Source organism: Streptomyces actuosus (assembly GCF_016921115.1).
In the GTDB taxonomy this organism is placed as follows: Bacteria; Actinomycetota; Actinomycetes; order Streptomycetales; family Streptomycetaceae; genus Streptomyces; species Streptomyces actuosus_A.
On record NZ_JAFFZS010000003.1, the window covers coordinates 230,350 to 248,812 of the forward strand.

17 protein-coding genes and 1 pseudogene are annotated in these 18,463 nt (G+C 73.9%); 9 read left to right on the forward strand and 9 right to left on the reverse strand.

Annotation, left to right across the window (positions count from 1 at the left end; genetic code table 11):
* Positions 1–3: 3 nt before the first annotated feature.
* Positions 4–741: a hypothetical protein gene (locus JS756_RS06150; RefSeq protein WP_240203374.1), complete on the reverse strand. Its 738-nt coding sequence runs from the start codon at positions 739–741 to the stop codon at positions 4–6.
* 195 nt (positions 742–936) lie between these two features.
* A complete protein-coding gene (locus tag JS756_RS06155) occupies positions 937–3,006 on the reverse strand; it encodes a SpoIIE family protein phosphatase (RefSeq protein WP_205381915.1) in 2,070 nt (689 codons plus the stop codon).
* Between the two features lie 310 nt (positions 3,007–3,316).
* On the opposite strand from JS756_RS06155, the gene JS756_RS06160 reads away from it, so the two are divergent.
* From JS756_RS06160 to JS756_RS06175, 4 genes are all read left to right on the forward strand, one after another.
* Positions 3,317–4,198: a hypothetical protein gene (locus tag JS756_RS06160; RefSeq protein WP_205381916.1), complete on the forward strand. Its 882-nt coding sequence runs from the start codon at positions 3,317–3,319 to the stop codon at positions 4,196–4,198.
* A gap of 143 nt (positions 4,199–4,341) precedes the next feature.
* Positions 4,342–4,710: a hypothetical protein gene (locus tag JS756_RS06165; protein WP_205381917.1), complete on the forward strand. Its 369-nt coding sequence runs from the start codon at positions 4,342–4,344 to the stop codon at positions 4,708–4,710.
* 128 nt (positions 4,711–4,838) lie between these two features.
* The gene (locus tag JS756_RS06170; protein ID WP_205381918.1) at positions 4,839–6,854 is read left to right on the forward strand and encodes an NADPH-dependent 2,4-dienoyl-CoA reductase; all 2,016 of its coding nucleotides are present in this window, start codon (positions 4,839–4,841) and stop codon (positions 6,852–6,854) included.
* Positions 6,855–7,191: 337 nt separating this feature from the next.
* Entirely contained in the window at positions 7,192–7,803 is a 612-nt protein-coding gene (locus tag JS756_RS06175; protein ID WP_205381919.1) for a PadR family transcriptional regulator, read from the forward strand.
* Here JS756_RS06175 and JS756_RS06180 read toward each other — a convergent pair.
* Both JS756_RS06180 and JS756_RS06185 read right to left on the reverse strand, forming a co-directional pair.
* Positions 7,751–8,293, reverse strand: coding sequence for a hypothetical protein (locus JS756_RS06180; RefSeq protein ID WP_205381920.1), 543 nt, complete (start codon positions 8,291–8,293; stop codon positions 7,751–7,753). The genes JS756_RS06175 and JS756_RS06180 overlap by 53 nt on opposite strands.
* Positions 8,294–8,495: 202 nt before the next feature.
* Positions 8,496–9,031, reverse strand: a pseudogene (locus tag JS756_RS06185) (hypothetical protein).
* Between the two features lie 379 nt (positions 9,032–9,410).
* Between JS756_RS06185 and JS756_RS06190 the strand changes: the two are divergent.
* On the forward strand, positions 9,411–10,121 hold the full coding sequence (locus tag JS756_RS06190) for a glycoside hydrolase family 75 protein (protein ID WP_205381921.1): 711 nt from the start codon (positions 9,411–9,413) through the stop codon (positions 10,119–10,121).
* Positions 10,122–10,336: 215 nt separating this feature from the next.
* Here the strand turns inward: JS756_RS06190 and JS756_RS06195 are convergent, their stop codons facing one another.
* From JS756_RS06195 to dhaK, 3 genes are all read right to left on the reverse strand, one after another.
* The gene (locus tag JS756_RS06195) at positions 10,337–10,747 is read right to left on the reverse strand and encodes a PTS sugar transporter subunit IIA domain-containing protein (RefSeq protein ID WP_205381922.1); all 411 of its coding nucleotides are present in this window, start codon (positions 10,745–10,747) and stop codon (positions 10,337–10,339) included.
* A complete protein-coding gene (gene dhaL / locus JS756_RS06200) occupies positions 10,740–11,351 on the reverse strand; it encodes a dihydroxyacetone kinase subunit DhaL (RefSeq protein WP_205381923.1) in 612 nt (203 codons plus the stop codon). The genes JS756_RS06195 and dhaL overlap by 8 nt, the downstream gene beginning before the upstream one ends.
* A 95-nt stretch (positions 11,352–11,446) precedes the next feature.
* Positions 11,447–12,439, reverse strand: a complete 993-nt coding sequence (gene dhaK / locus JS756_RS06205) for a dihydroxyacetone kinase subunit DhaK (RefSeq protein WP_205381924.1) — start codon at positions 12,437–12,439, stop codon at positions 11,447–11,449.
* 432 nt (positions 12,440–12,871) lie between these two features.
* On the opposite strand from dhaK, the gene JS756_RS06210 reads away from it, so the two are divergent.
* Complete coding sequence (locus JS756_RS06210; RefSeq protein ID WP_205381925.1) at positions 12,872–13,336, forward strand: RpiB/LacA/LacB family sugar-phosphate isomerase; 465 nt, start codon at positions 12,872–12,874, stop codon at positions 13,334–13,336.
* A 64-nt stretch (positions 13,337–13,400) separates the two neighbouring features.
* Here JS756_RS06210 and JS756_RS06215 read toward each other — a convergent pair whose 3' ends face one another.
* Both JS756_RS06215 and JS756_RS06220 read right to left on the reverse strand, forming a co-directional pair.
* Positions 13,401–13,979 carry an Rv1733c family protein gene (locus tag JS756_RS06215; RefSeq protein WP_205381926.1) on the reverse strand — a complete coding sequence of 193 codons (579 nt, stop codon included), beginning with the start codon at positions 13,977–13,979 and terminating at the stop codon, positions 13,401–13,403.
* 145 nt (positions 13,980–14,124) lie between these two features.
* Positions 14,125–14,526, reverse strand: coding sequence for an STAS domain-containing protein (locus JS756_RS06220; RefSeq protein WP_205381927.1), 402 nt, complete (start codon positions 14,524–14,526; stop codon positions 14,125–14,127).
* Between the two features lie 179 nt (positions 14,527–14,705).
* On the opposite strand from JS756_RS06220, the gene JS756_RS06225 reads away from it, so the two are divergent.
* The 3 genes from JS756_RS06225 to JS756_RS06235 all read left to right on the forward strand — a co-directional run bounded on the left by JS756_RS06225 (position 14,706) and on the right by JS756_RS06235 (position 18,449).
* On the forward strand, positions 14,706–15,380 hold the full coding sequence (locus tag JS756_RS06225; RefSeq protein ID WP_205381928.1) for a helix-turn-helix domain-containing protein: 675 nt from the start codon (positions 14,706–14,708) through the stop codon (positions 15,378–15,380).
* A gap of 115 nt (positions 15,381–15,495) precedes the next feature.
* Complete coding sequence (locus JS756_RS06230; RefSeq protein WP_205381929.1) at positions 15,496–15,930, forward strand: pyridoxamine 5'-phosphate oxidase family protein; 435 nt, start codon at positions 15,496–15,498, stop codon at positions 15,928–15,930.
* Between the two features lie 134 nt (positions 15,931–16,064).
* The gene (locus JS756_RS06235; RefSeq protein ID WP_205381930.1) at positions 16,065–18,449 is read left to right on the forward strand and encodes a phosphoketolase family protein; all 2,385 of its coding nucleotides are present in this window, start codon (positions 16,065–16,067) and stop codon (positions 18,447–18,449) included.
* The last annotated feature ends 14 nt before the right edge of the window (positions 18,450–18,463 follow it).

Below are 18,463 nucleotides of genomic sequence, written 5' to 3' on the forward strand. Positions count from 1 at the left end.
CCCTCAGGTCGTCGTTCCGCTCTCCGGCGTGCCCGGAGGCGCCGAGGGACGTCCGCCGTGGCCGCGCGGGCCGTGGAAGGAGTGCCGGTCGTGCCGGTCGCGCGGTGCCCTGTCCTTGAGGGCGTCCAGGTCGCCGGAGACCGCGTGGACGGCCGTCCGCGTACCGTCGTCGGCCCGGGTGCCGACCAGGACGGCCCGGTCCCCCTTCTTCAGGGCACCGGCCCCGGAGTCCTTCTCCGGGCTGCCGGACGACGAGTCGTCGAACCGGCGCACGGTGGTGTCTCCGCTCACCGTCCAGGTCCAGGACGTGCCGTCCTCGCTCTTCACGGTGACCTGGTCGCCGTCCGTCTTCTCGACAGTGCCGCGCTGCCAGACCCGGACGATCCACTCGCCGCTGTCGCGGTCCTTGACGGTCGCCTCGCCGTGCACCCCCGCACCGGCCCCGCCGAACCAGCGGCCGAGGTGGCCGTGCCTGCCGTCGGGCTCGCCGGGGGACGGTGACGCCGACGAGGACGCACCGGGGGAGGCGGTACCGGAGCCGTCCGAGGTCGCCGCGTAGGCGACGGTCCCGCCCAGGGCCAGTACGGCGACGGTGGTCCCGGCGATCACGGCCCTGCCGCGCACCGAGCGGCGCCTCCACAGCGCGGCCGGCCCCCGCCGCGGGCGGCCCCCACCCGGCTCGCCCAGCAGCTCGGGCCCGGTCCACCCGGTCGTGCGGTCTTCCCGGTCCGGATCGTGCATCACGGCTCACTCCTTCGGCCACGCCGTCCACCTGATGCTGCGATTGTGGGACGCGCGCGATAAGGAACCGGTAACGGCTTCCTGTGAATCCGGGCGCCGCCCCACAGCCGCCCCGGTACGCGAGCGCTCCGGCTCTCCGGCTCTCCGGCGCGTGATCGGCGGTGCGCGCGGCTCCGGCCGGCGTTCAGTGGTCGTCTACGGTGGCGTCACGCGGGCCCGTGCGATGAGCAGGGCCACGTCGTCGTGGTTGTCGGGGTGGTGCAGGGCGCGCAGCAGGAGGTCGCAGACCTCCTCCAGCGGGCGCGCGGGATCGTCGAGGAGGGACAGCAGCTCCTCCAGCCGCTCGTCCAGGGGCTGCCGGCGGGTCTCGACCAGGCCGTCGGTGTAGAGCACCAGCAGGTCACCGGGGGCGATGTCGACGGTGACCGTGGAGAAGGCCACCCCACCCACGCCCAGTGGCGCTCCGGTGGGCAGCTCCAGCAGCTCCGGCGGATGTCCGGGGCGTACCCGCGCCGGGGGAAGGTGCCCGGCGTTGGCGATCCGGCACCGGCCGAGCCGCGGGTCGTGGACGGCGTACACGCAGGTCGCGATGGCCTCGTCGAGGCCCGCCGTGATCCGGTCCAGGTGCTCCAGCAGCACCGCGGGGTCCAGGTCGAGAGTGGCGAGGGTGGTGGTCGCGGTGCGGAGCCGGCCCATCGTGGCGGCGGCGTTGATGCCGCTGCCCATCACGTCCCCCACGACCAGTGCCGTCTTGCCGTCCTCCAGCGGGATGACGTCGAACCAGTCGCCGCCGACCTCGGTGGTGGCGCCCGCGGGCTGGTAGCGCGAGGACACCTCCAGGCCCCCGGTGACCGGCGGATGGCTGGGCAGGAGGCTGCGCTGGAGGGTGAGGGCGGCGTTGCGGGCGTTCTGGTACCAGCGGGCGTTGTCGATCTGCACGGCCGCCCGCGCCGCCAGCTCCCGGGCCAGCACCAGGTCGTCCCGGCCGAACGGCAGGGGATTGCGGGTCCGCTTCAGGTCCAGGGACCCGAGCACCTCCCCGCGGGCGATCAGCGGCACGGCCAGATAGGAGTGCACGCCCGCGGCGGCCAGCAACTCGGCGGCCTCGGGGGAGCGGGCGATGCGCGGCAGGTCCGCCTCCTCGACGTGCTCCACGAGCACCGGCCGTCCCGTGCGCACGCACTGCGTGACGAGGCGGTCCGGTCCGTAGCGGGCGATCTTCCCAGGCGGGTCGGCCGCCCGCAGTGCCTCGGGAGCGGCGTCCGCCTGCACCGCCAGGGCACGGATCACCGCGGGCTCGGCGGGGCCGAGGCTGCTGCGGCGGCCCTCGACCACCGCCTCCAGCAGGTCGACGGCGGCCACGTCCGCCAGCTCCGGCACGGCGACGTCGGCGAGTTCGTGGGCGGTGCGCTCCAGCTCCAGCGTGGTGCCGATGCGGGTGGAGGCATCGGCGATCAGGGCCAGGCGCCGCCGGGCGGCCTCGGCCTCCAGCCCGGCCCGGTACTGGTCGGTGATGTCCGTGACCGAGGCGGCCACACCGAGCACGGTGCCCAGGGTGTCCTCCAGCCGGTACAGGGAGACCGACCAGGCCCGGTCCTGGTCCGGGTCGCCCGGGATGCGGCCCACGGCGGGCCGGTCCAGGATCGGCAACCCGGTGCCGAGCACCTGTCGGGCGGCGGCCTCCAGCCCCTCGGCGTCCATCTGCGGCAGCGCCTCCCGCACGGTGCGGCCCAGGTAGTCCTCGGTCGGCACGCCGCTGATCTGCTCCAGTGCGGGGTTCGCCGACAGGTAGCGCAGGCCCGTGTCCAGCACGGCCAGGCCCATCGGCGACTGCGACACCATCCGGGTCGACAGCGCCACGTCCCGCTCCAGGCGACGCAGCGTCGACCGGTCGGCGGCCAGCCCGAGGGCGTAGACGTCGCCCCGGTCGTCCAGCAGGCGCACGTTGCGGAACTCCACCAGCCGGGTGGAGCCGTCCTTGTGCCGCACCGGGAAGGCACCGGCCCAGCTCTGGCCGGTCTGCATCACATCGGTGAAGAGCTTCACGACCAGGTCGACGTGCTGCTCGTGCACCATGATCTCGGCCGCGGGCCGTCCCAGGGCTTCTCCTGCCGAGTACCCGAACAACTCCTCGGCCTGGGGGCTCCACAGCACCACCCGGCCCTGGTCGTCGAGGACCACGGAGGCCACGTTCAGCACGTCGAGCAAGCCGCTGGGCCGCACCGGCCCGCCTCCCTCGGCCACCGGAGATCCGGCTGTACTCATCCCGCGCACCGCCTCGCCTCCGCCCGTGTGTGCGGCCCGTCTTCCCCCGTGCCGACTGCCCCCGTCGTACCGCGCACAACCCTTTCTCCCACGCCTCCTGCACCCACCTCCACGATCCCTCAACACGGCCGGAAACGTACTCCCGACGCCCGCCCGGAGGGAATGGATCCGACGCGCGACCGCCCGCCGCGACACGGTCACCGGGGCGACCGATGCCGTTTCCTGTTTTGGTCTGTACATGACCATCTGATCGGGCCAGACTGAGCGCCGGACCGCCCCCGTGCGCCGCCCCACCCGAGGAGTCCGTTCCATGCCGCTGAACCCTGTCCGGCAACGTTGTCGGTCGGCCCTGACGGGCCTGGCCGCTCTCGCGACCGCCACCGTCCTCACCCTGTCCGCCGCACCGCCCGCGGCGGCCTCCGACACCTGGACCGAGGTCGGTTCCGACCGGGCCGCCCCGCTGACCGAGAGCCAGGGCCTGACCTCGGTGGAGATCCCTTCCGGCAGCCCCAACCACTACACCGGCATCGGCACGATCCCCTTCGGTGTCGCCCTGCGCGGCTGGAACCACGTCGGCGACCCCGACGCCTCGTACGACGGCCACTACATAGAGCCCTACCAGCGGGATTCGGGGGGCGCGAAGATGTTCCGCGTACAGGCGCCGGACGGCACCTGGTCGGAGTACGTCCACGCGCTCGGCCCCGGCGAGGCCCTGAACAACTCCTGGGTCGCCGTCTCACCCGACGGTCAGTGGATGCTGGCCGGCGAGTGGGGCACCATGAGCCGGCTGCTCGTCTTCCCCACGCCCGGCGTCAACGCGGCCACCTCGCCCTCGTCCGACCTGCCGCAGGCCTCGACCGTGCGGCTCGACCGCGCCGTGCGCGACGTGCAGGGCTGCGACTTCGTCACCGCCACCCGTCTGCTGTGCTCCTCCGACGACCCCGACGGGAGCCTGTTCGGCCTCACCAAGCCGCTCCTGCAGGTCGACCTGTCCGCGGCACCCGGCGGCTCCGACGTCGCCGGCCACGTCACGGCCCTGCGCCGGCTGCCCACGCGCTCCGGCTGCTCCGGCGGCTTCGAGACGGAGGGCATCGACTACGACCGCCGGACCGGGACCCTGCGCGTCATCGTGATGTCGCCGGGCTTCTGCGTCCTCACCGACAGCATGACCTACCGCTTCACCCGGGGCTGACCGCGGGGTGCCGGCCCGGCCCCGGCACCCCGAACCGGCCGCCGGTGGCCCCCACCGGCGGCCGGTGCTTTTCTTGGGGGTGCGGGAGCGGCGACGCGGAGAACCCGCACCGCCGCGCCGCGGTGAGGGAAGGAGCGATCACCATGGCCGGCAAGCGACTGCACGAGGAGCCCGTCTCCGTCGAGATCAGCGGCTGCAGCAAGGAGGACGCCCGCATCGTCTTCGACGCGCTGTGCGCGTGTTTCGAGTCCGACCGGGGCGCCGGGGACGTCCCCCAGCAGCTGCACGAGACCCGCCCCATGGTGTGGCTCGGCACCTTCGAGGTCACGGAGGCGCACACCTGCCCGCCGCCGGGCCGGCTGTCCTCCACCGTCGAGGCCGACGCGCAGGGCGGCTACTGGGCCATCGACCGGCTGCGCAGCACCCTGGACTCCCTCTTCGCCGTGCGGGACCTCTCCAGTGCCTCGGGCGACCAGGAGCGGGAACTGCACGTCCTGCTGGGCAGCCGATGACACCCGCGGGCGGCCCGCCGGGATGAGGGCCGTCCGCCGGCCGGGCCCTCCGTCATTGTGCAACTAGTTGCATAAAGGGGTGTCGGTCCTCTACAACAGGAGGACCGACACCGCGCACGGAGGGCCCGATGAGCCGCTACCCCCATCTGCTGAGCCCGCTCGACCTGGGCTTCACCACTCTGCCCAACCGCGTCCTGATGGGCTCGATGCACGTAGGCCTGGAGGAGGCCGAGCGCGGCTTCGCACGCATGGCTGCCTTCTACGCCGAGCGGGCCCGCGGGGGCGTGGGCCTGATCGTCACCGGCGGCATCGCACCCAACGACGAGGGCCGGCCCTATCCGGGCGGCGCCAAGATGACCACCGAGGCGGAGGCCGAGCAGCACCGGGAGATCACCGACGCGGTGCACCGCGAGGGCGGCCGCATCGCGATGCAGGTCCTGCACTTCGGGCGGTACGCCTACCACCCGGAGCTGGTCGGTCCGAGCCCGCTGCAGGCACCGATCAGCCCGTTCCCGCCGCGCGAGCTGACGGACGCCGAGGTCGAGCGGACCATCGACGACTACGCCCACGCCGCCCGGCTCGCCCGCTCGGCCGGCTACGACGGCGTCGAGATCATGGGGTCCGAGGGCTACCTGATCAACGAGTTCATCGCCGCGCGGACCAACCACCGCACCGACCGCTGGGGCGGCTCGTACGAGAACCGGATGCGCTTCCCGGTGGAGATCGTGCGGCGGGTGCGCGAGGCGGTCGGCGACGACTTCATCGTCATCTACCGGCTGTCCATGCTCGACCTCGTTCCCGGCGGCTCCACGCTCGACGAGGTGATCACCCTCGCCAAGGCGATCGAGGAGGCCGGGGCGACGATCATCAACACCGGCATCGGCTGGCACGAGGCCCGCATCCCCACCATCGCCACCTCCGTCCCCCGCGGCGCCTACACCTGGGTGACCGAGCGGCTGATGGGCGAGGTGTCGGTGCCCCTCGTCACGACCAACCGCATCAACACCCCCGAGCTGGCCGAGCAGCTGCTCGCCGACGGCGTCGCCGACATGGTGTCGATGGCCCGCCCCATGCTCGCCGACCCGGCGTTCGTGCAGAAGGCGGCCGAGGGACGCGCCGAGGCCATCAACACCTGCATCGGCTGCAACCAGGCCTGCCTCGACCACACCTTCAGCGGCCAGATCACCTCCTGCCTGGTCAACCCGCGCGCCTGCCACGAGACCGAGCTGGTGCTCTCGCCGACCCGGCTGCGCAAGCGCGTCGCCGTCGTCGGCGCCGGCCCCGCCGGACTCGCCTGCGCCGTCACCGCCGCCGAGCGCGGCCACGACGTCACCCTCTTCGACGCCGCGAGCGAGGTCGGCGGCCAGCTCAACGTGGCCCGCAAGGTCCCCGGCAAGCAGGAGTTCGACGAGACGCTGCGCTACTTCCGCCATCAGCTCGACACGCACGGCGTCGACGTCCGGCTCGGCGGCTGGATCACCGCCGGGGACCTGGACGGCTACGACGAGATCGTCGTCGCCACCGGCGTCACCCCCCGCACCCCGGACATCCCCGGTGTCGACCACCCCCGCGTCATCGGCTACCTCGACGTCCTGCAGGCCGGCGCCCCCGTCGGCGACCGCGTGGCCGTCCTCGGCGCCGGCGGCATCGGCTTCGACGTCGCCGAGTACCTCACCGACGGAGGCGACAAGGCGAGCGAGGACGCGACGACGTACTTCCGCCACTGGGGCGTCGACCAGGACTACCGCGGCCCCGGTGGACTCACCGCGCCCGAGCGGCCCGCCCCGCCGCGCTCCGTGCACCTGCTCCAGCGCAAGACCAGCAAGGTCGGCGCGGGCCTCGGCAAGACGACGGGCTGGATCCACCGCGCCGAACTCAAGCAGCGCGGCGTCACCATGATCCCCGGCGTGCGCTACGACGCCATCGACGACGCCGGGCTGCACATCACCGTCGACGGGCAGAGCACCGTCCTGGAGGTCGACACCGTCGTGCTGTGCACCGGTCAGGAGCCGCGCCGCGACCTGTACGAGGAACTGCGCGCCGCCGGCCGCAGCGTCCACCTGATCGGCGGCGCCGACGTGGCCGCCGAGCTGGACGCCAAGCGGGCCATCAAGCAGGGCACCGAGCTGGCGGCGGCGCTCTAGTGCCGCACCAGGCGACGTTCGCCCCGTCGCGACGCCCGGCACGCGCTCTCGCCGCACCGGACGAGAGCCCGAGTACATCCCGTACGAGGGCCTCCGGCCGGTACACCGGGAGCACGCACCGGACGCCGCTCCTCGACGGACGAACGTTGCCTGCCGCGGCACTGGTCTCCAGCGCTGTGACCGGAAGGGTTCACCGGCAGACCTTTCCGGTCCCGGCACCAGCCGTGTCGACGCGGGAGGCGGTGGCCCGGCACCGCCCTCCCCGACGGGCGGACGTCGCCGGGCCCCGCACCGCGACGGGTGCGGGGGTCGCCGCCCCCGTCCCTAGGATGAGTCCATGTCACTCCCGCACGCGATCCTCACCGCCCTGCTGGAAAGGCCGTCCTCGGGACTGGAGCTCACCCGCCGGTTCGACAAGTCGATCGGCTACTTCTGGTCCGCGACGCACCAGCAGATCTACCGTGAGCTGGGGAAGCTGGAGGCCGAGGGCCACATCCGCGCGCTGCCGCCGGAGCAGCCGGCCCGAGGGCAGCGCAAGAGCTACGAGGTCCTGCCCGCGGGCCGCGCCGAACTGGAACGGTGGACGGCCGCGGCGCAGGACCCCAAGCCCCTGCGCGACGCCCTGCTGCTGCGGCTGCGCGCCGCGGCCGTGGTCGGCACCGCCGGGCTGGAGGGCGATCTGCGGCGCCACCTCCAGCTGCACCGGCGGCAGCTGGAGGAGTACCGGGAGATCGAGCGGCGCGACTTCCCGCCCGGCAAGGACGGCCCGCAGGACCGGCTGCATCACCTGATCCTGCGGGCGGGTATCGACCTGGAGACCTTCTGGACGCAGTGGCTCGCCCAGGCCCTGGAGGAGCTGCCCGACCTGCCCGGCGGACCGGGCGGCGGCACGGACGTCACAGACGGTACGGCTTCGAGCGACGGCGCACGAACCACGCCGTCGCGATGACCCCGGCGCCGACCAGGGCCGCACCGACGCCCAAGGTGACCGGCCCGTAGTCACGGACGGCACCGCCCAGGCCGCCCGCCACCCCGCGTGAGGGCGAGGCCGTCGCCGAGATGGTCGGTGTGGAGGGCGCGGACACGATCACGGACTGGGTGCCCGCGGTCTGCTGGTTGGAGCAGACGACGACCACGGTGTACGTGCCGGGGTTGACGTCGGACCAGGCGGCCGACTGGCTCACCCCCGTCCCCGACAGTGCCACCTGGCGCCCCTGGGAGAAGTCGTCCTGGCTGCTGTTGAGCAGGGAGCCCGTGCCCCAACTGCCGTTGATCTGGGTACAGGCACTGGTCACCACCGACACGGTGGACCCGGTCGTGCTCACCGAGATGCCCGAGCCGCGGGCGTCGGCCGGTCCCGCGGCAGCCAGGGCGAGCGGGAACGCGGCGGCGGCTGCCACGGTCAGGCCGCCGCGGCGGAGAAGTCTCACGTTGCGCATGGGAGTGTCCTCCGGCGGCACGGTTGGCGGTACATCCCTTGCGCCGCCGAGGATCGGGAACGCCCGTGCTGCCTCAGACGCAGCCAACGTGCCCGCGGTGCCGCCCGCATGCGGACCGCATCCGGGCAGGTGACGGATTCCATCGGACGGCCCATGCGGGCCCCGCCCGGCGGCGCCGGCCGCGGCCTGCGACGGGGCGGTGTCAGTGCCCCGTGGTCACCGTCCGCTCCGGGGTGAAGCCGCCCCAGGTGCCGTCCGGCAGCTTCGCCCGCAGCCGCACCCGGTGCGTGACGCCGGCCTCCCGGCCCGCGTAGAAGCTGTACGACGCCCGCTCCTGCGGGGCGCTGCCGCCCCACACCAGTGACGTGGCGGTCCGGCCGTCGAGCTGGATCTCGTACTCCGTGACCACCCCGTCCGCGCCCGGCGGCACCCAGGACAGGTCCAGGTAGTAGGCGCCGCCCGCCCGGTGCGACCCGGCGCCGAAACCGGTCGGGGCGGTGGCCCGGCCGTCGTCGGAGCCTCCACGACCCTGCTGCCGCCCCGGTAGACCTCGTAGGCGCGCACGCCGTCGGCGGCGGACACCGCGTTCCACATCACGTGCACACCGGTGGCGCTGCCCGCCTCGGCGATGACACCGGTCGGCGCTCCGGGCATCCGGCCGCTCTCCCCGGTGGTCGCGCCCGCCCAGCCGCAGGCGGTCGCCGGCAGCAGGCACCCGTACAGCAGAACGCGTCGCACGACGTGACCTCCCGGTCCGACACGGGCATGTGTTGGTACGGACCAATATGCGCCCCGGGGTGAGGGTGCATCAAGGGGTCGGTCGCCGTACGGGCCGGCATTGGTGACCATCGGGAGAAGTTACGTATGCTGAACCCCCTTGCGGCTGAACTCCCGACGAGGGCTGGGAAGTTCATGCCGACGGCGCGGGCCGCTGTCGTCGCTGTCCCCGCGCCGGTGCAGGCGGCCCGGGGGCCGGAACCGAGGCAGGCTCGGCCCCCGGCCCCTGTCGGACCGTCAGGCGCCGTGCACCATACGGCCCCCTCGAAGTGGCCGCGCGCCGGGACCCGCGTCAGATTGGGCCGGGTGTCCGCCACCGTCCCCATGAGGGGGTCCCATCGTGCGTGTCCAGTCGCTGACGCTGGCCGCGGCAGGCCTCGCCCTGCTGGCCCCGACGATGCCACCCGCCGCCCCGCGGCCCGCGGCAGGTCCGGCCGGGGCCTCGGCGGCGGTGCGGCAGGAGGGCGTGGTCGGGGCGGCCGACCTGCTGGCGCGGGTGCGCACGTGCGACCAGATCTCCCGGGGCCGCTACCGCACCGACGACGGTGAGGAGCCGACGGTCGCGGTGTGCGGAACCCGGGACGCCGTCTTCTGGACCGCCGACATGGACATCGACTGCGACGGCCGGCCCGGCCCGGCCTGCAACCACCTCACGGATCCGCTGTACAACGGGACCACCGCCTCCGTGCAGTCCGACGGCCGCTACCCGAGCGCGGAGGACCTGCCCTATATCGTCGTGCCCGCCCCGAGCCGGATCTGGGACCCCCGCGGCGACGGTGTGCGCGGCGGCTCCGTCGCCGCCGTCGTCCACGAGAACCGGGTGGAGTACGCCGTCGTCGCCGACACCGGCCCCGCCGACATCATCGGCGAGGCCTCCTTTGCCACCGCCCGGGCCCTCGGCATCCGTGCCGACCCGCGCGGCGGCGGGGCGGCCTCCGGGGTGACGTACATCGTCTTCCGCCACTCCCAGGTGAAGCCGATCGAGGACCACACGGCGGCGGTGGCGGTGGGACAACGGCTGGCCCGGCTGTTCGTCGTCGGCGGCGACTGACCCGGGGCCCCCTCGCGCGACGCGGGCGACCGGGCGGGTCAGGGCCCGCGCACCGGCCGCCCGCCGGGCAGTGCCCCGGCCAGGCTCCCGGCGCCCCCGTCGGACCACCACGTCCGGCACCGGCACCGCCGGCCGCTCCCCGCCCCGGCCACCAGCACCCCGGAGCACCGTCGTCGGCGACCCGAGCGACTCCGCGGGCCCTGGCTCCCGCGTCGTCAGACCTTGCGGTAGCCGTACGCCTCCGCGGCCGCCGCCTCCACCGCGTCGAGGTCGGCGCCGGCGGCCGCCGTGACGACCGCGGCGACGGCACCCTCCACGAACGGGGCGTCCACCAGGCGCGTGTCCGGGGGCAGTTCGTCGCCCTCGGCCAGCAACGCCTTCACCGTCAGCACCGCACTGCCGAGGTCGGCGAGGACGGCGACCCCGGCACCGCGGTCCACCGAGGCGGCCGCCCCGGCGATCAGTTCCGCGCTGGTGCCCAGCCCGCCGCCCTCGGTGCCGCCGGCCGGCGCGACGGCCACCGACGCGCCGGCACCAGCGAGGCCCCGCGCCAGCTCGGCCACGGACGCCGCGACCTGCGCGCTGTGCGACACCAGGACGACCCCCACCCGCAGCGCGTCACTCACCGGCGGCCTCGCTCCCGGCCTCCGCGAGCGCGGCGATCAGCAGGGCCGACGAGGTCGCCCCCGGGTCCTGGTGCCCGATGCTGCGCTCCCCGAGGTAGCTGGCCCTGCCCTTGCGGGCCTGCATCGGCGTGGTGGCCAGGGCCCCCTGCTCGGCGGCGGCGCGGGCCGCGCCGAACCCGTCGGCGAGCGCGTCCACCGCCGGGACCAGGGCGTCGATCATGGTCTTGTCGCCGGGCGAGGCTCCGCCGAGCGCCATGACCGCGTCCACGCCGCTGCGCAACGCCGCCGCCAGTTCCGCCTCCCCGACCTCGGCGGCGTCGCCGAGGGACTTGCCGGTGCGGCGCAGCAGCGTTCCGTACAGCGGCCCCGACGCCCCTCCGACCGTCGAGATGAGCTGCCTGGCCGCCAGCAGCAGCACGGCACCCGGCGTGTTCGGGTCCTCCTTCTCCAGCGCGGCGGCGACCGCGGTGAAGCCCCGCTGGAGGTTGCTGCCGTGATCGGCGTCCCCGATCGGTGAGTCGAGAGCGGTGAGCCGTTCGGCTTCGCGGTCCACGGAGACGGCGGTCGCCGTCATCCAGCGGCGGAAGAAGTCGGCGTCGAGCACGGGATCTCCTAGCGTGAGAGGTGGCGCGGCATGGGGTGGGGCGGGACGGGGCGGACGGGTCGCCGCACCGGCCCCTGTCGTCTCGCGTACGCCGGTCACATGCCCCAGCGCAGCGCCGGCGTCCGCACCGGCGCGTCCCACAGCCGCAGCAGCTCCTCGTCGACCTGGCACAGCGTGACCGAGGCGCCCGCCATGTCGAGCGACGTCACGTAGTTGCCGACGAGGACGCGCGCGACGGCCACGCCCCGCTCGGTCAGCACGCGCTGCACCTCGGCGCTGAATCCGTACAGCTCCAGCAGGGGCGTCGCGCCCATGCCGTTGACCAGGAGCAGTACGGGGTTGCGCGGGCTCATGTCCTCCAGGATGGTGTGCACGGAGAAGTCGGCGATCTCAGCGGACGTCATCATCGGCCGCCGCTCGCGCCCCGGCTCGCCGTGGATGCCGATCCCCAACTCCAGCTCGCCCGGCGGAAGATCGAACGTGGGGCTGCCCTTGGCCGGCGTCGTGCACGCACCGAGCGCCACCCCGAAACTGCGCGATCCGGCGTTCACCTGCCGGGCGACCGACTCCACCCGCTCCAGTGGCTGCCCCTCCTCCGCCGCCGCGCCCGCGATCTTCTCCACGAACAACGTCGCCCCGGTGCCGCGCCGCCCGGCCGTGTAGAGGCTGTCGGTGACCGCCACGTCGTCGTCGACGAGGACCTTGGCGACCTGGATTCCCTCGTCCTCGGCCAGTTCCGCCGCCATGTCGAAGTTCAGCACGTCGCCTGTGTAGTTCTTCACGACGAACAGCACCCCGGCCCCGCTGTCCACGGCCGCCGCGGCCCGCACCATCTGGTCGGGCACCGGCGAGGTGAACACTTCACCGGGACACGCCGCCGACAGCATCCCGGGGCCCACGAAACCGCCGTGCAGCGGCTCGTGCCCCGAGCCGCCCCCGGACACCAGCGCCGCCTTGCCGGCCACGGGCGCGTCCCGTCGTACGATCACCCGTCGGTCGACGTCGACGGTCAGCTCCGGGTGGGCGGCGGCCAGGCCCCGCAGGGCGTCGGCGACGACGGTCTCCGGGACGTTGATGAGCATCCTCATGGGTACCTCCAAAGGAGCGGAGCAGCGACTCCCCGACCTGTGTTCCCACCGGTCGGAGCTGGTGTCTTCAGTTGGCGGCCGCGGCCGTCCGCGGCGGTCGGAAGAGTGTTCCGGCGGTACGGGCAACGGGGACGTGCCGACTTCGGTAACGGTGCGTCAGGCGGTCGTGGCTCGACGTACGTGCGGTGGCCCGGGGTCTTCTGGGGGCAGTATCGACCTTGAGGTGGCGAAGGTCACGCGCGCGTGCCGAAGGGGGCTCCGCGTCGCGGCCGACCCGCGCCCAGGCGACCGGGCGGCGTCCCGCCGAGGGGACGCGCGGACGCGCCGCTCACGGGGCCACTCCGTCAGGACGCCCCCGCCGGTAGACGCCCCCCGACCGCACGCCCGATCCGCCGCTCCTGCGCGGACCCGGGCGCGCGGTAGGCTCCGGACATGCGGATCTCCGTCTACTCCGACATGGACGCACCCGTGGCCCGCGCCCTGATCGCGGAGCTGGAGCAGCGCGGCCACGAGGTGGCGGCGTACGGAGCACTGCGGCCCGGTGACGACCCGCAGTGGGCGGCCTGCTCCGCGGCGGCGGCCCGCGAGGTCGCCGCGGGCCGCGCCGACCAGGCCGTCGTGTGCTGCTGGACCGGCACCGGCGCCTCGATCGCCGCCAACAAGGTGCCCGGTGTCCGCGCGGCCCTGTGCACGGACGCCTATACGGCGGACGGGGCGCGCCGCTGGAACGACGCCAACGTACTCGCCCTGAGCCTGAGGCTGACCTCCGAGCCGCTGCTCAAGGAGATCCTCGACGCGTGGTTCGCCGGCGCGGCCGGTGACGAGGCTGACGACCGGGAGAACCTGGCCCGGGTGGCACGCCTGGACCGGGCCCGGACTCCCGCACAGGCGCCGTAGGGACCCGCCGCCGCACGGGCGGCGTCAGCCGGTCGACCGTAGGGATGCGCCACCTACCGCGGCATCAGCCGGTCCGGTGGCCCCAGCGGGGTTCCACCACGTCCCACTCCCTGCCCCAGGCCTCGATGCGCCGCCGGTCCAGACGCCACCGCACCACGGCACCGCAGCCGAGCGCCAGACCCGCCAGGCCGAGCGCGGCGGCGCCGCCGAACAGGGCCGACTCGAGGGCGGCCTCCGCCGGGCTCGGCGGCTCGTGGGCGAGCGCCCCACGCGCGTCCAGCCACACCACGACGTGCGCGCCGGCCTTCTGCCCGGAGTCCACCAGGGCGTAGCCGGTGCGGGTGGCGCCGTCCGGCGCCGTCCAGCGCACCTTCGCCGTGACCCGGTCCCCGGAGCTGGAGTCCCCGATGGCCGGTCGCGATGAGTCGGTCACCAGGACGGCCTGGACGGGATACCGCTCGGTGCGCTGCCGGGCGAGGGCCTGGTCCGTGGCGTGTGCCGCCATCAGACCGACGAGCGTTCCGCCCACGGTGATCACCAGCCAGACGACCAGGACCACCCAGGCCTCGACGACGTCGTCGTGCCGCCGCAGCGGATTGCTGCGCCACCGCCACAGGCGTCGCTTCACACGCGTGCCGCTCATCGGTGCGCACCTCCTCGTCGCCGTCCGCTTCGCCTCTTCGCCTCCATGCCGCCACGATGACGGTGGGAGCCGGTCCGTCGGCAGAGGCCGACCGGCCGTGGCAGGGGACCGTTGGGTCCCCTTCGAAGGCCGGCCGAGGGGCCGTTCAGCCCCGTAGGTCCCCGGCCGGCGCCGCGGCGCGCCCGGCCCCCGCGACAGCGAGGGTCTCCGGGAGCCGCGGCATGATGTCGAAGACGCCGTCGAGGCCCACGTGGCGCACGATGCGCAGGAAGTGGGCGTTGTCCGCGACGAGCCGCAGCCGCCCCTGGCGGGCCAGGGCCCGGTTGCGGGCACGACACAGCACCCCGAGTCCGGCGCAGTCGATGAAGGACACCGCCCGCAGATCCAGCACGACGTCCGGTCGCGGCCCGGCGGTGAGTGTGTCGAGCCGCGCGGACAGCGGCGGCGCACTGAGCAGGTCCAGGTCGCCGCGCGGGGCCACGACCGTCGTCCCGGTGGCGGAACCCTTGCTGTCGGCCGGTGCGGGGTCGGCGGATGGTTCGGACATACGGACAGACAATCGGGCTGGACGGTGCGTGCGGAAGGGCCGACCGGCCCAAGCATTGCGTCCCGGCCGGGCCCAGTCTGGAGGTGCCGGACGGACACAGGGCGGCCGAGCCCTGCCGGCCCGGTTCCCCATCGCTCCGGGCCGCCGCCCGCACGGCCCGAACTCAGGAGGTGACCGCCATGGCCGGACAGGCTCTGCCGAAGACGGCGAAGGAGACTCCGACCGGCGACCTGGGGCGCCGGATCGCCCTGCGGCGCGCGCAGCTGGGGCTCACCCGGGAGGAAGCGGCAGCCCGCGCCGGGATGCCCGGCTCCTACCTGCGCCACTTGGAGGAGCACCCGGGGGCCGCGCCCGGTTCCGGCGCCCTGCGGAGGGTGGCCGCGGCGCTCCAGACCAGTCTGGCCGAGCTGATGGGCGCCGGCGCCGACCGGCCACCCGGTCCGGGCCGGGCCCTGCGCGGTGCCTCCTTCACCGAACTGGACGCCGAGGAGTGCCGTGCCCTGCTGGCCGAGCACGGCGTCGGGAGGCTTGCCCTGCTCACCGTCGAGGGCATCGTCGTCGTCCCCGTCAACTACAGCGTCGTCGACGGCGCTGTCGTCTACCGCACCGACCCGCGGGCGACACCCGCTCGGGCGGCCGGCCGCCGGGTGGCCTTCGAGGTCGACCGCATCGACGACGCCTTCAGCACCGGCTGGAGCGTCCTGGTCAGGGGACCGGCGCAGGCCGTGACCGATCCGGCCGCCGTGCGCCGGCTGGCGGACCGCGCTTCCGGCGAGCCCTGGGCCGGCGGACTGCGCCCCCTGTGGATCCGTATCGATCCCGCCGCCATCTCCGGACGTCGCATTTCGGCCTGAAAGGGTCCGTTGTCCGACTCGGCCGGGACTCATGGCCCCTCCGTTCCCGGCGCTGCCCGGCGGAGGCTGGTCCGGTACCACACCGCCCATCGCATCCGGTGAAAGACGAACGCCCATGTATCCCAACGACGGATTCCGCGAACTCGACCGGCAGGAGTGCCTGCGCCTGATGGCCAAGGTCCCGGTCGGGCGGGTCGTCTTCACGCGCCAGGCCCTGCCCGCGGTGCTGCCGGTCAACTTCCGCGTCGACGCCGACGGCGCCGTCCTGCTGTGCACCTCCGCCGCCTCCGACCTGGTGCGCGCCGTCGACGGCGCCGTCGTCGCCTTCGAGGCCGACGAGATCGACAGCGCCCGGTTCAGCGGCTGGAGCGTCGTCGTCACCGGCCCCGCCGCGGTGATCACCGACCCCGCCGAGCACGAGCGCCTGGCCCGCACCGGCCCGCGCTCCTGGGCGCCGTCCCCGTGGGAGGTCTTCGTGCGCATCGAGCCCGACCTGGTGACGGGCCGGGAACTGGTCGCCGGCCACAGCCGGTACGGCCTCGATCCGTGACCGCCCCGGACGGCTTACCCGTTTCGGCCGGATGGGCCGATCGGCCCTGTCGGGTCCCCGGCACGGCGGACAGGGTGGTGAGGTGCGTACGGCCTGCACCGCCCCACCGCACCCGACCGGAAGGGACCCCCGACATGCCCGCCGATCCCCAGCAGGCGTCCCCTCGGCTCGACGCCGACGAACTGAGGACCCTGGACGCCCATTGGCGCGCCGCGAACTACCTGGCCGTCGGCCAGATCTACCTCATGGCCAACCCCCTGCTGACCGAGCCGCTGCGCCCCGAGCACGTCAAACCGCGCCTGCTCGGGCACTGGGGCACGTCACCCGGCCTGAACCTCGTGTACACCCACCTCAACCGCGTCATCAGGGCCCGGGACCTGAACGCCCTGTGCATCTGGGGGCCCGGGCACGGAGGCCCCGCGGTCGTCGCCAACTCCTGGCTGGAGGGCTCGTACACCGAGACCTACCCGGACGTCACCCAGGACGCGCCCGGCATGGCCCGCCTGTTCAAGCAGTTCTCCTTCCCCGGCGGCATTCCCAGCCACGTCGCCCCCGAGACACCGGGCTCCATCCACGAGGGCGGAGAACTCGGCTACGCGCTCTCGCACGCCTACGGCGCCGCCCTGGACAACCCCGACCTGGTGGTGACCTGCGTCATCGGCGACGGCGAGGCGGAGACCGGGCCGCTGGCCGCCTCCTGGCACTCCAACAAGTTCCTCGACCCCGTCCACGACGGAGCGGTCCTGCCGGTCCTCCACCTCAACGGCTACAAGATCGCCAACCCGACGGTACTGGCCCGCCTTCCCGAGCCGGAGCTCGACGACCTGCTCCGGGGCTACGGCCACGACCCGATCCACGTCACCGGCGACGACCCCGCCGCCGTCCACCGCGCCATGGCCGAGGCCTTCGACACCGCCCTGGACCGCATCGCCGCCCTGCAGCGCGCCGCACGCGAGGACAGCGCCACCGAACGCCCGCGCTGGCCCATGATCGTGCTGCGCACCCCGAAGGGCTGGACCGGCCCCGCCGAGGTCGACGGCCTGCCCGTCGCCGGCACCTGGCGCGCCCACCAGGTGCCGCTGTCCGCCGTCCGCGACAACCCCGATCATCTCCGGCAGCTGGAGGCGTGGCTGCGCTCCTACCGCCCCGAGGAACTGTTCGACGAGGACGGCCGCCCTCGGCCGGAGGTCCTCGCCTGCGTCCCCGACGGCACCCGCCGCCTGGGCTCCACCCCGCACGCCAACGGCGGCCTGCTGCTGCGCGAACTGCCCCTGCCGGACCTGGACACCTACGCCGTCCCCGTCGACAAACCCGGCGCGACGATGCACGAACCCACCCGTGTGCTGGGCGAGTTGCTCCGGCACGTCATGCAGGCCACGGCGGACCGGCGAGACTTCCGCCTCGTCGGCCCCGACGAGACCGCCTCCAACCGGCTCCAGGCCGTGTACGAGGCCTCCGGCAAGGCCTGGCAGGCGCAGACGCTCCAGGTCGACGAACACCTCGACCGGCACGGCCGGGTCATGGAGATCCTCTCCGAGCACACCTGCCAGGGCTGGCTGGAGGGCTACCTGCTGACGGGCCGGCACGGGCTGTTCTCCTGCTACGAGGCGTTCGTGCACATCGTCGACTCGATGGTCAACCAGCACGTCAAGTGGCTGCGCGTCACACGCCCGATGAGCTGGCGCGCCCCCATCGCCTCCCTCAACTACCTGCTCACCTCACACGTGTGGCGGCAGGACCACAACGGCTTCTCCCACCAGGACCCCGGCTTCGTCGACCACATCCTCAACAAGAGTCCCGAGGCCGTACGCGTCTACCTGCCGCCGGACGCCAACACCCTGCTGTCCGTGGCCGATCACGCCCTGCGCAGCCGTGACTACGTCAACGTCGTCGTCGCCGGCAAGCAGCCCTGCTTCGACTGGCTCACCATGGACCAGGCCCGCGTCCACTGCGCCCGCGGCGCCGGCGTGTGGGACTGGGCCGGCACCGAGGACGGTACCCGGGACCCCGACGTCGTCCTCGGCTGCGCCGGCGACGTGCCCACCCAGGAGGTCCTGGCCGCCGCGCAGCTGCTGCGCCGGCACCTGCCCGAGCTGGCGGTACGCGTGGTCAACGTCGTCGACATCGCCCGCCTCATGCCCAGTGAGGAACACCCCCACGGCATGACCGACTTCGAGTACGACGGACTGTTCACCACCGACAGGCCCGTCATCTTCGCCTACCACGGCTACCCGTGGCTGGTCCACCGGCTCGCCTACCGCCGCAGCGGTCACCGCAACCTGCACGTGCGCGGCTACAAGGAGATCGGCACCACCACCACGCCCTTCGACATGGTCGTCAAGAACGACCTCGACCGTTACCGGCTCGTGATGGACGTCATCGACCGCGTGCCGGGCCTCGCGGTGCGCGCCGCGTCCGTACGGCAGCGGATGGAGGACGCGCGGCTGCGCCACCACGACTGGATCCGGATCCACGGCACCGACCTTCCCGAGGTCGCCGACTGGGCCTGGGACGGCTGACAGGGGGCCCGCCG

What these genes read in the sequence shown, in the direction of transcription:
- JS756_RS06225 (WP_205381928.1), top strand. Translation starts at nt 14,706, where the DNA reads ATGGCCGGACAGGCTCTGCCGAAGACGGCGAAGGAGACTCCGACCGGC.
- JS756_RS06235 (WP_205381930.1), top strand. Translation starts at nt 16,065, where the DNA reads ATGCCCGCCGATCCCCAGCAGGCGTCCCCTCGGCTCGACGCCGACGAA.
- JS756_RS06160 (WP_205381916.1), top strand. Translation starts at nt 3,317, where the DNA reads ATGCCGCTGAACCCTGTCCGGCAACGTTGTCGGTCGGCCCTGACGGGC.
- JS756_RS06210 (WP_205381925.1), top strand. Translation starts at nt 12,872, where the DNA reads ATGCGGATCTCCGTCTACTCCGACATGGACGCACCCGTGGCCCGCGCC.
- JS756_RS06150 (WP_240203374.1), bottom strand. Translation starts at nt 741, where the DNA reads ATGCACGATCCGGACCGGGAAGACCGCACGACCGGGTGGACCGGGCCC.
- JS756_RS06215 (WP_205381926.1), bottom strand. Translation starts at nt 13,979, where the DNA reads ATGAGCGGCACGCGTGTGAAGCGACGCCTGTGGCGGTGGCGCAGCAAT.
- JS756_RS06170 (WP_205381918.1), top strand. Translation starts at nt 4,839, where the DNA reads ATGAGCCGCTACCCCCATCTGCTGAGCCCGCTCGACCTGGGCTTCACC.
- JS756_RS06155 (WP_205381915.1), bottom strand. Translation starts at nt 3,006, where the DNA reads ATGAGTACAGCCGGATCTCCGGTGGCCGAGGGAGGCGGGCCGGTGCGG.
- JS756_RS06220 (WP_205381927.1), bottom strand. Translation starts at nt 14,526, where the DNA reads ATGTCCGAACCATCCGCCGACCCCGCACCGGCCGACAGCAAGGGTTCC.
- JS756_RS06180 (WP_205381920.1), bottom strand. Translation starts at nt 8,293, where the DNA reads ATGCGCAACGTGAGACTTCTCCGCCGCGGCGGCCTGACCGTGGCAGCC.
- JS756_RS06165 (WP_205381917.1), top strand. Translation starts at nt 4,342, where the DNA reads ATGGCCGGCAAGCGACTGCACGAGGAGCCCGTCTCCGTCGAGATCAGC.
- JS756_RS06175 (WP_205381919.1), top strand. Translation starts at nt 7,192, where the DNA reads ATGTCACTCCCGCACGCGATCCTCACCGCCCTGCTGGAAAGGCCGTCC.
- dhaK (WP_205381924.1), bottom strand. Translation starts at nt 12,439, where the DNA reads ATGAGGATGCTCATCAACGTCCCGGAGACCGTCGTCGCCGACGCCCTG.
- JS756_RS06230 (WP_205381929.1), top strand. Translation starts at nt 15,496, where the DNA reads ATGTATCCCAACGACGGATTCCGCGAACTCGACCGGCAGGAGTGCCTG.